The organism is Erwinia sp. BNK-24-b (assembly GCF_047456155.1).
In the GTDB taxonomy this organism is placed as follows: Bacteria; Pseudomonadota; Gammaproteobacteria; order Enterobacterales; family Enterobacteriaceae; genus Erwinia; species Erwinia phyllosphaerae.
The window spans coordinates 1,292,220-1,304,265 of sequence record NZ_CP179901.1 but is presented as its reverse complement, the minus strand read 5'-3'; the positions used below and the strand labels follow the sequence as shown (position 1 = coordinate 1,304,265).

The 12,046-nt window shown below is 53.5% G+C and carries 5 protein-coding genes and 1 pseudogene; 3 read left to right on the top strand and 3 right to left on the bottom strand.

Annotated features, from left to right (window positions below):
- Positions 1-1,001 precede the first annotated feature (1,001 nt).
- Complete coding sequence (gene rcsD / locus ACMGGR_RS06020) at positions 1,002-3,650, top strand: phosphotransferase RcsD (protein WP_246757932.1); 2,649 nt, start codon at positions 1,002-1,004, stop codon at positions 3,648-3,650.
- Position 3,651: 1 nt separating this feature from the next.
- A pseudogene (gene rcsB / locus ACMGGR_RS06015) lies at positions 3,652-4,303 on the top strand (response regulator transcription factor RcsB).
- 291 nt (positions 4,304-4,594) lie between these two features.
- Here rcsB and rcsC read toward each other — a convergent pair.
- The 3 genes from rcsC to gyrA form a co-directional block, all read right to left on the bottom strand.
- Positions 4,595-7,447, bottom strand: a complete 2,853-nt coding sequence (gene rcsC / locus ACMGGR_RS06010; protein ID WP_414148390.1) for a two-component system sensor histidine kinase RcsC — start codon at positions 7,445-7,447, stop codon at positions 4,595-4,597.
- 217 nt (positions 7,448-7,664) lie between these two features.
- Positions 7,665-8,228: a hypothetical protein gene (locus ACMGGR_RS06005; protein WP_414148389.1), complete on the bottom strand. Its 564-nt coding sequence runs from the start codon at positions 8,226-8,228 to the stop codon at positions 7,665-7,667.
- A gap of 174 nt (positions 8,229-8,402) precedes the next feature.
- Entirely contained in the window at positions 8,403-11,039 is a 2,637-nt protein-coding gene (gene gyrA, locus ACMGGR_RS06000; RefSeq protein ID WP_246757935.1) for a DNA topoisomerase (ATP-hydrolyzing) subunit A, read from the bottom strand.
- A gap of 191 nt (positions 11,040-11,230) precedes the next feature.
- On the opposite strand from gyrA, the gene ubiG reads away from it, so the two are divergent.
- Positions 11,231-11,959, top strand: coding sequence for a bifunctional 2-polyprenyl-6-hydroxyphenol methylase/3-demethylubiquinol 3-O-methyltransferase UbiG (gene ubiG / locus ACMGGR_RS05995; RefSeq protein ID WP_246757936.1), 729 nt, complete (start codon positions 11,231-11,233; stop codon positions 11,957-11,959).
- Positions 11,960-12,046 lie beyond the last annotated feature (87 nt).

The window sequence follows — 12,046 nt, the reverse complement described above, 5'->3', positions numbered from 1 at the left end:
TCTTGTACACCAAACATTGAGTGTCCCGCGCGAAAGCATCAATAAAACTTTACTTTCGCGCGCAACGTAAATGGTCGTCATGCCTTGTGGCTGACTGATTTACCTGGTGAAAAAGGGGGACTAACGGGTCGGCGTGTTAAAAACAACCTAAAATAACGCGCTGATTAACTATTTTTTTTAACTTTTCTTTTTTTGATAGTAAGAAAAATTTAGCCGGTCGGCTTGATTAATACTTATCCAAACGATAAAAATTTTTAATCAAATCGTTTAGCCTATGCTGGCTCAGATTGTCAAAGAGAGGCAAAAATACTCGTCCGGTTTGGGTTAAAATTTTGATTTAACTTAAGGAATATTTTTACGAAAATGTAAAAATAATGAAAATATTTGGCAGGTAAGAGGGAAATTCCTGCGTGATATTTGTTATGGAGAATGAAAAATAATGCTATCAATTGCCAAAAATCCGCGCAGGCCTGAGGTTATCGGGCTGTGCAAATAACGTCCGGCAAAAACGAGGGTATTCCCTCTGGTTCTGGCTATTTTTTACCCTGCACCAATGATTTGAGTTAAGCCAGCATAAAACCTGGCAAGCCAGGAGTTGTCTGTAAAATACCCTTTAGCTGCAATATTTGATTAACAGCGCCGTTTTTTCAGGTTATTAACACAAAGGTCAGCATGACTCTGGGTTTGCAACAGGTTATCCGCCACGCTTTGCACCGCCTGTTCTTCTTTAATTTTACGAAATGTGATAAAAAGTAGCGCTTACTGCGACAAGCTTTTAACGGAAACTATGACGACTCAGGACGCCAGACCGACCGCCAGCGCGCTGGCCACCCAGTACGCTTTTTCTGCGAGAATATTACGGCCTTTGGGCGTAAATTTAGCGCAAGGTAATCCCGAACCGTTTGCGGCGGAAACGGTACCTGACGTCTGTTTTACCGCTTGCCCGCTCGCTGGCGCTGTTCCGCAGCGCCCGGCTGACTCGTTAACTGGGGCCTGGCTATATGATGCCTTATAAATTTCCACTGACTTCGGGCAACGTTACCCGCTTTTTTGCGATATTTATTCTGGTGCTGCTGCTGGCATCAGGATTTATGATCCATAACGCCGTTAACGCCTGGCTGACCGATAAACGTTACGCGATGGCGGATATCGCCCACGCCATGCAGAAGCGCATTGACACCTACCGTTTCGCTACCTGGCAGATTTATGAAAATCTTGCGGCCAGCGCCGCTGGTGCAACGCCCAATAGCCTGCAGGAAACCCGCCTGCGTCCGGACGTTTACTATCTTGAAAAAACCCGGCGCAAAACCGAATCGTTGATTTTTGGTTCTCACGACGGCAGTACGCTGGATATGACGCTGCGTATGTCCAACTATCTGGACACGCTGTGGGGCGCGGAAAACAGCACCTGGTCGATGTACTTCCTGAATGGTCAGGATAACAGCCTGATTTTAATCTCTACCCTGCCGCTGAAAGATATGGCGACGCGTTATAAAGAAAGTGCCATCAGCACGATTGTCGACGCGCGGCGCGCAGAGATGCTGCAACAGGCCAACGCGCTGGACGAGCGGGAGAGTTTTTCGCCGCTGCGTCGGTTTACCTGGCAAAACGATCACTACTTTACCGTGCGCACCACCTTCAACCAGCCAGGACATCTGGCAACGGTTGTCGCTTTCGATCTGCCAATCAACGATCTTATCCCGCTCAACATGCCGCTGGAAAACTTTCAGCTGAAGCAGGATATGAGCGGCACCGGCAGCACGGCAGATAATGATGACGGCACCCACAGTACCAAGGTTACGCTACTCAATCCTAACATTGAGATCGCCGCCTCGTTGACCAGCACGCCGTTACAGCTGGTCTATCGCGTGCCGCTGGTGGGCCTGGTGGTGGATACGCTGCGCAATCTGATGTGGCCGCTGCTGGCAAACTTTGTGCTGCTGCTGCTGTCGCTGGCCGGTCTCTTTTTATTACGCCAGCAATCGCTACGTCCTAACGAAAACCAGAGCGCCGAACTGGACTCTCTGCGTATCCTGAATGATGAAATTGTGGCAAGCCTGCCCGTTGGCCTGCTGGTGTATGACTTTGCCAGCAACCGCACCATTATCAGCAATAAGATTGCTGAGCATCTTTTGCCGCATCTTAATTTACAAAAAATCATTAACATGTCCGACCAGCACCAGGGCGTGTTGCAGGCCACGGTGAATAACGAAGTGTACGAAATTCGCCATGCGCGCAGCATGCTGGCCGCCAATACCCAGCTGTTTATGATGCGTGACCAGGATCGTGAACTGCTGGTCAACAAAAAATTACAGAAGGCCCAGCAGGTGCTGGATAAGAGCCACCAGACGCGCCAGCAGCTGCTGCAAAATCTGGGGCACGCGCTGAACCGGCCATTAAGCAGCATTATCGACCAGCTGCAGGCTATCGAAACGGCTCAGCCCGGCGAGAAGCTGGATGATGCGCTGCAGGAGTCACAGGCGCTGCGACGCCTGGTGGATGATATCGTGCTGCTGAACCGGCTGGAAACCCACGACTGGGCACCGGATGCGGGCGCTTTCAATCTACAGAGCGTGCTTGACGAGCTGGTAACGGAAGCCCTCCCCTCGCTGCGCCGAAAAGGACTCAGGCTGGTGGTCAGTAACCGCCTTAGCAGCGATGAAAACCGCTTTGGCGATCGGCGGGCCATTTTCAAAATTTTGACCACGTTACTGCACTACTCTATAACCAGCACCAGCTGGGGCAGAATCTCTATTGAGGTCAGCCATCCTGCCGACAGGCCCGATCGGCTGGCTATTGAGATGGTCGATACCGGCGCTGGCCTGACGGTAGATGAAATGGGCAATACCGATTTCCCGTTCCTTGGCGAAACCAGTCAGGATCGCTTTGGGCAGGCTTCCGGTCTGGCTTTCTTCCTGTGTAAACAGTTATGTAAACAGCTTGGCGGTCATCTGGAAATTGTTGCACGCCCCGATATCGGCACGCGCTACAGCATTCAGGTACATGCGCCGCAGGAGCACCAGCAGGATCGGGAAGAGAAGCTGCTGGAAGGCCTGACCGCGCTGATTGATATCAACGTGGATGAAATAAGAAAAATAGTGGTTCACCAACTGGAAAACTGGGGAGCCAGCTGTATCACTCCTGATGAGCGTTTTTCTGGTCAGGATCACGATGTGCTGGTCACGGACGATCCGGCCAGTATGACCGCGTGGTCGCTGCTGCTTACGGATGATGAGGCGGGCTATACGGCACTTTCTCGCGATCGCTTCAGGGTGAACTTCAATATCAGCAGCGCAATGCAGGATGCGTTGCTACAGCTTATTGAGCTTCAGCTGGCCCTGGACGAGCCCGAAGAAGAGGAACAACCTGCGCAGCTGTTTGCGCCAGGCTACTTCCAACTGTTTGTTGAGACAGTACCAGATGATGTAAAGAGATTGTATAATGAGGCGGCGGAAAGGGACTTAAGTTCGCTTGCTCAGACTGCACATCGCCTGAAGGGCGTGTTTGCCATGCTTAATTTGACACCGGGCAAGCAGCTTTGTGAAACGTTAGAACAGCACATAACCGAGTGTGACAATTCAAACATTAAAAATACCACCAGCGACATCGACCGCTACGTCAATGAGCTGCTGCAGCAAGGTAACCAATAATATGAACAACCTGAATGTAATTATTGCCGACGACCATCCTATTGTTCTGTTCGGCATTCGTAAGTCACTCGAACAGATTGAATGGGGTCAATGTTGTCGGTGAGTTCGAAGATTCCACAGCATTAATCAACAGTCTCTCCAAACTGGACGCCAACGTTCTGATTACCGATCTGTCAATGCCGGGCGAAAAGTATGGCGACGGCATTACGCTAATCAAATATATCAAGCGCCACTATCCGGACCTGTCAATTATCGTTCTGACCATGAACAATAACCCGGCAATCCTCAGCGCCGTGCTGGATCTGGACATTGAGGGGATCGTGCTGAAGCAAGGCGCGCCAACCGATTTGCCAAAAGCGCTGGCCGCACTGCAAAAAGGGAAAAAATACACGCCGGAAAGCGTGGCTAAGCTGCTGGAGAAAATCAGCGCTGGCGGCTACGGCGACAAGCGCCTTTCACCAAAGGAAAGTGAAGTACTGCGTCTGTTCGCTGAAGGCTTCCTGGTAACTGAAATCGCCAAGAAGTTAAACCGCAGCATCAAAACCATCAGTAGCCAGAAGAAGTCAGCGATGATGAAGCTGGGCGTGGACAACGATATTGCGCTGCTGAACTACCTCTCTTCCGTCAGCACCATGCCGGTAGACAAGGACTAAGCAAACGCGCGGTTGCCCCTGCGGCCGATCGACAACGGGCCTGACATCGCGTCAGGCCCGTTTTTTTATGGGCGTTACTCTGCCCTCAAAGCGGATTACAACGGGCAGATAACCGTTATCCTTCCCGCCCTTTTCTCACCCGCTCGGCGTAGAACGCCAGCGTTTGCTGTAGCGTATTCAGCGTCACCGGCTTCGACAGACAGTTATCCCTCCCGCCCTTTTCTCACCCGCCCGGCATAGAACGCCAGCGTTTGCTGTAGCGTATTCAGCGTCACCGGCTTCGACAGACAGTTATCCTTCCCGCCCTTTTCTCACCCGCTCGGCATAGAACGCCAGCGTTTGCTGTAGCGTATCCAGCGTCACCGGCTTCGACAGACAGTTATCCATGCCCGCTTCCATACAGCGCTGCTTCTCTTCTGCCAGCGCGTTAGCCGTGACGCCCACCACCGGGAAGGTCAGCCCCAGCTGGCGCAGCCGCTGTGCAAGGCGATAGCCGTCCATATTCGGCATATTTACGTCGGTCAGGACGATATCAATGTCGTTACGGCTCAACACGTTCAACGCGTCTACGCCATCCTGTGCGGTTTTGACCCTGTAACCCAGCGAGCCAAGCTGATCGGAAAGCAGCATGCGGTTAATAGGATGGTCATCCACCACCAGGATAAGAATATCTTCGTTGCTGACGCTTTTCTCTTCCGTTTCCGGCAGCCCCGATGGCGCATTCGGCATTTCTACCTCAACGCGATAGATCCTTCCCAGCAGCGCGGGCAGCTCGTGCGGCGTCGTGGTGCCGTATACCCAGCGCCCCGTAGACAGCTCCTGCGGGCCGTCGTTATGGCTACCGTCAAAGCGAATCGTCGCGCGGTGCGGCTGCTGAGTAGTAAAATCGTAATCCGTGACGATAACGTCATCCGCTTCGCAGCGGCTTTGCTCCTGCAAACGTTCAACGATCAGGCCATGCTCATCCAGCAGCTTTACAAGGAAGCTGGCCAGCTCCTCGTTGCGCAGCTCCAGCCAGCATTTTTTCCCCTGCAGGCCATCGTGGCGTAACGGCTTTTTCACCTTGCTGTTATAGAGCGGAATGCGCACGATAAACTGGCTGCCCATCCCGGGCTCGGAATCCACCTCAATATCGCCATCCATCATGTTGATAAGCTTTTCGCAGATTGCCAGGCCCAGCCCGGTTCCCTGGAAATTGCGCTGAACGCCGCTGCCCACCTGGAAGAAAGGATCGAACAGACGAGTAATCTCTTTTGCCGGAATGCCTACCCCGGTGTCGCGCACGCGAAAAGCCAGATAGCCATCTTTAACCCAGGCCTGGAGAATAATGCCGCCGGTATGGGTAAATTTAATCGCGTTATTGAGCAGGTTTGAAATGACCTGCTGTAAACGAATAGGATCGCCTTCCAGCGTCACCGGCACGTCGCTGTTGATAAAGCACCAGAGCGTCAGCCGCTTCTTCACTACCATCGCCAGATAGTTAGAGGCGATATGCGTGATTACCTCACGCGGTGCAAACTCACGCGGTTCAATACGCAGCTGCTCGGACTCAATTTTAGAGAAGTCGAGAATATCGCTGATAATTTTTAGCAGCAGGCTCGAAGAGTTATTCATTGCCGTCACCAGCGACTCGACGCCTTTAGGCAGCGCGCGGGTTTGCAGCAGATCCAGGTTGCCGATAATGCCATACAGCGGCGTACGCAGCTCGTGGCTGACGGTGGCCAGGAACATCGACTTCGACTGGCTCGCCTGCTCGGCCGCCTGCGCCATCTCCTGCAGCGACTCTTCCATTTTAACGCGGGCGCTGACGTCGACCAGTACGCAAATCGCCACGTTTTCATTGCGATAGCGTGAATGCACAAAGCTGATTTGCAGGTTGGTATTGCTGCCGGTCAGCACATCAACAAAATTGACCTGCTGGCCGCAGATAATCTCCGTCAGCCGCTGCCTGTCTTCCTGCGTCAGCATGCTGAGGTAGTTATGCGCCAGCTCGTTACTCAGAATGTTAGTGCCGTCGCTGGTGCGTAAGATACAGATACCTACCGGCGCGGAAGCCACGATTTTACGGTTGAACTGCTCGTGCTCTTCCAGCCGATGAGCGTTGTCTTCCGCCGGTAAAAACATGCGCCGTTCAAACAGCCAGGCCAGCGAAAACAGGATAATAGCGCTGATTACGTTCAGTAGAATCGAGTTGATGATCAGCATTTTTAGCTTTTCAACCATCTCGTCGGTCTGTACCGAATAGACAACGCTGAGCGTGGACGGCGTCAGCTTTTTCTTCATTACCAGCTGCTTATAGCCGTTGATATAGCCAAACCAGTTACTGTCATCAGGCAAATCGTCAAGCGAAATGCGGCTGCCGGTCGATGAAGAGGAGAGAACGCGCTGGCCATTAGCATCCAGCAGCGTGGTATTAACCGGGAAGCTGCCGGGAATAATAAATTCGTCCAGCCGGATGATTTGCTCAATGCCCAGCAGCGCGGTCATTTTGCTCCCCGTATAAACAGGCGTCACCATGTAGTAATAGCCTGAGCCCGGCTGCCCCGTGGAGGCCACCCAGAAAAAGCTGTTTTTCCGCTCTTCGTCATTGCCGTTGCGATACTTAAGCACGCGTTCGTGCAGCGACTTTAGCGCGCGTTCACGGCTGGAGGCATTACCTATGCCAAAGTCCGCCAGACACAGGCTTTTCCCACCGATAAAAAATACGCGGTTAAGCTCGTAGGCAGAGGCAAAGTTCGTCTTCCAGTAATGAAGGAAATAGCTGAGCGATTCCAGCGAATTACGCCAGGTGCCGCTCATGGCGCTACAGTCCGAGTCCGAGTAAAGCGGATAAAACTGCGGCGGCGTGGTTTTGCCGGTAAAAACGCCGTTCAGCACGTCCAGGCCGTTGGCCGAAGCGTTGAGGCGATTTTCCGCAATGTACTTCAGCTCGCGCGTAACGTCAGCGGAATGCCGAATGTACCACTGCGCCTGCTCGAAATCCGTATTAAACTCCTGGCGAACCTGGGTTTCTTTTTCATGCAGAACGTTAATGATGTAAAACGTGGTCAGCAGCGCGCCCAATGTCCAGAGCATCAGTGCTAATGCCCGGAACAGGTAACGGGAGATCCTTAACGTTGTTCTGAACGAGACTAAGTATTTCAAGCGGAACCTACAGTAGCGACTGGTCTGATGACAATTTCGATCCCGCTACAGTACCGCCACAGGGCTAAAAAAGCCAGTTACCTGTCGGTTTAAAGGACGGTTTTATGCTTAAAATAGCCTCTTCGCTTAAGATTTTTCCGAACCGCGCCGATTCAGGCAGATGTATCCGCCGGTCCCGCCGTTCTGACGGACCTGCCGGGCCAGCTTTTCCGCATTTTCACACATACAGCCGAGTGCCAGGGCGACAATTTCGTCTCTGGACGGCCTGCCTGACGGTTTTTGCGGACTCGGTGTTTTTCCACTGTTTTTCGATGACATAGAGCGCCTCCTGCGCATAGCTTTGATGATAAAAATAGCCCGCTGCTCTGGCGTGCCGCAGAAAAAGGCGATGGTACAGCCTGCCCAGATTTTTCCGGATAGCCACCGCGGTCAGCATCATGGGCTGACGATGCCGCGAGAAGTCGACAATGACTGCGCCAATGCCCTGAACCAGCAGCTTGTTCAGTTCCTTACGATTGAATCCCATCGCGCTGTCCGCTTTAAAACGGCCTTTGCTCCCCGGAAACAGTAACCTTTCATGCGGGTAGAAGCTCACCATCCAGGCAAAGTTCTCAACGTAATACTGCGACCACTGCCCGGTAAACAGAAAGTGCATGGCCGAATGCAGCGGATTAATTTCAACCATATAGGCCCGGCTTCTGCCGTCCCGCTTCTGGACCGTAACCAGATAGCGCTCCGCTTTGCCTGGCAATGCAAAATAACGTGCAATCCTGATTTGCATAGGCACCTCCTTTACGTGCCCCGTCTGTATATCATTCCCCTGATTTATCGTCAGGTTTTGCTATCAATATTGCGTAGCGGCTTCCAGTTTATTACCTGCCGCCGTGGCTACGAAAAAAGCACATAAAAAAAGCCGGTTCAGGGAACCGGCTTTTCAGGCGCACAACCAACGAATTTATTCTTCTTCGTCGTTTTCTGGCGCATCGTCCTCAATGACTTCCGGCGCGATATCGTCGTCGCCCTCCGCCACGCTGCCGTCGATAGCGTCCAGCTCTTCTTCCGCTACCGGTTCAGCTACGCGCTGCAGGCCCACCACGTTTTCATCTTCAGCGGTGCGGATCAGGATAACACCCTGGGTGTTACGCCCTACCACGCTGACCTCAGAAACGCGCGTGCGAACCAGAGTACCAGCGTCGGTGATCATCATAATCTGATCGCTGTCGACAACCTGTACCGCGCCAATGACCGGACCGTTACGATCGGTCACCTTGATCGAAATAACGCCCTGGGTAGCACGAGACTTGGTCGGGTATTCGCTGTTGGCGGTACGTTTACCGTAACCGTTCTGCGTAACCGTCAGGATGGCACCCTCGTCACGCGGCACGATCAGCGACACGACGCGATCGCCTTCGGCCAGCTTGATACCGCGTACGCCTGAAGCCGTACGGCCCATGGCACGCACCGCGCTTTCTGCAAAGCGCACCACTTTACCCGCTGCAGAGAACAGCATGGCTTCGTCGCTACCGTTAGTCAGCGACACGCCAATCAGCTCATCATCTTCACGCAGGTTGACGGCGATGATACCGGCGCTGCGCGGACGGCTAAACTCGGTCAGCGCGGTTTTCTTCACGGTGCCGCTGGCGGTCGCCATAAAGATATTCCAGCCTTCAGCATATTCACGCACCGGCAGGATTGCGGTGATGCGTTCGTTAGCTTCCAGCGGCAGCAGGTTGACGATAGGACGTCCACGCGCGCCACGGCTCGCTTCCGGCAGCTGGTAAACCTTCATCCAGTAGAGACGGCCACGGCTCGAGAAACAGAGGATCGTGTCGTGGGTATTGGCCACCAGCAGACGATCGATGAAGTCTTCTTCTTTGATGCGTGCTGCCGATTTGCCTTTGCCGCCGCGACGCTGCGCTTCGTAATCCGTCAGAGGCTGGTACTTCACGTAGCCCTGATGAGACAGCGTAACAACAACGTCTTCCTGGTTGATCAGATCTTCGATATTGATATCGGCGCTGTTGGCGGTGATTTCGGTACGGCGCTTGTCGCCGAACTGATCGCGAACCAGCTCCAGCTCCTCGCGGATCACTTCCATCAGGCGCTCGGCGCTTTCCAGAATATGAATCAGCTCGGCAATCTGCTCCAGCAGCTCTTTGTACTCGTCCAGCAGCTTTTCATGCTCCAGACCGGTCAGCTTTTGCAGACGCAGATCCAGGATAGCCTGAGCCTGCTGCTCGGTCAGGTAGTACTGGCCGTCACGAATACCGAACTCGTCTTCCAGCCATTCCGGACGCGCGGCGTTGTCACCGGCACGCTCCAGCATGGCGGAAACGTTACCCAGCGCCCACGGCTGCGCGACCAGGCCCGCTTTCGCTTCCGCTGGCGTTGGCGCACGGCGGATCAGCTCGATAATCGGATCGATGTTAGCCAGCGCTATCGCCAGCGCTTCGAGGATATGCGCGCGGTCACGTGCTTTACGCAGTTCAAAGATAGTGCGGCGCGTCACCACTTCACGACGGTGGCGCACGAAGGCTTCCAGAATATCCTTCAGCGGCATAATCTTTGGCTGGCCCTGATGCAGCGCCACCATATTGATGCCGAAAGAGGTTTGCAGCTGGGTCAGCGAGTAGAGGTTGTTCAGCACCACTTCACCAACCGCGTCGCGTTTAACCTCGATAACGATGCGCATACCATCTTTATCTGATTCGTCACGCAGCGCGCTGATCCCTTCCAGACGCTTCTCTTTAACCAGCTCCGCCATCTTCTCGATCAGGCGAGCCTTGTTCACCTGATAGGGAATCTCGTGAATGATGATGGTTTCACGGCCGGTTTTCGCATCGACTTCGACTTCGCCACGCGCGCGGATGTAAATTTTGCCGCGCCCGGTGCGATACGCCTCTTCAATACCGCGACGGCCGTTGATAATGGCGGCTGTCGGGAAGTCTGGCCCCGGAATGTGTTCCATCAGCCCTTCAATGCTGATGTTTTCATCTTCGATGTAGGCCAGGCAGCCGTTGATCACTTCCGTCAGGTTGTGCGGCGGAATATTGGTCGCCATCCCTACCGCGATGCCCGAAGAGCCGTTCACCAGCAGGTTCGGGATTTTCGTCGGCATGACTTCCGGGATCTGCTCGGTGCCGTCGTAGTTAGGCACAAAGTCAACGGTCTCTTTTTCCAGATCGGAGAGCAGCTCGTGGGCGATTTTGGACATGCGCACTTCGGTATAACGCATCGCGGCGGCGGAGTCGCCGTCAACGGAACCAAAGTTACCCTGGCCATCTACCAGCATATAGCGCAGCGAGAACGGCTGCGCCATACGGACAATGGTGTCATAAACGGCGGTGTCGCCGTGAGGGTGGTATTTACCGATAACGTCGCCGACAACACGGGCGGACTTTTTATAAGGTTTGTTCCAGTCATTGCCCAGCACGTTCATGGCATAGAGTACACGACGGTGTACTGGTTTCAGGCCATCGCGAACATCTGGCAATGCACGGCCAACAATGACCGACATGGCGTAATCGAGGTAAGAGTTTTTTAACTCTTCTTCAATATTAACCGGTGTGATTTCTCTGGCCAGGTCACTCATTCAGGCTCTTTCCTTCTAAAATATACCCGGATTCAAAGGTGCGAAAGTATACCACCTTTCGGCCTGGTGGTGAATGGAAAGCATCGTTTCCGGCGCTTTAATCGCGCGCTTTTCTGCCATTGACGGCTCGCTGCCCTTCACCGCATGGAAAGATGTATACTGAAGCCAAACCTGTAGGGAGTCAGAAAACAATGAAGGCAGAGCAAAACAGCGCCACGGCTAACGTGGATCATCAGGAAATTGCTAAATTCGAGGCGGTTGCATCACGCTGGTGGGATCTGGAAGGCGAATTCAAGCCGCTTCACCGTATTAACCCGCTGCGCCTTGGCTATATTGCTCAGCACAGTAACGGCCTGTTTGGCAAAAAGGTACTGGACGTCGGCTGCGGCGGCGGCATTCTGGCCGAGAGCATGGCGCGTGAAGGCGCAGAAGTCACCGGCCTGGATATGGGTGCGGAACCGCTGGAGATTGCCCGGCTGCACGCGCTCGAAAGCGGCGTAAAAGTAGAGTATGTGCAGCAAACGGTAGAAGAGCATGCCGAGCAGTTTGCCGGTCAGTATGACGTGGTGACCTGTATGGAGATGCTGGAGCACGTGCCGGATCCGCGCTCCGTAGTGCATGCCTGCGCCAGACTGGTTAAGCCAGGCGGCGAGGTCTTTTTCTCTACGCTCAACCGCAACAGCAAATCCTGGCTGATGGCGGTCATCGGTGCAGAATACGTATTGCGCATGGTGCCGCGCGGCACGCACGACATTAAGAAATTTATCCGCCCCGGCGAGCTGCTGAACTGGGTTGATGAAACGCAGCTGCGCGAACGCCATATGATTGGCCTGCATTATAATCCGCTGACCAATAAGTTTAAGCTGGCGCCTGGCGTAGACGTTAACTATATGGTGCACACGCACTCGCCTGCCGAATGATTTTGTTTCCCTTAAGAACGCTGTTCTTAAGGGAAGTTTTATAACTTCAGTCTGAGACTGTTTTTTCCGCAATGGTGCGATTTCTCG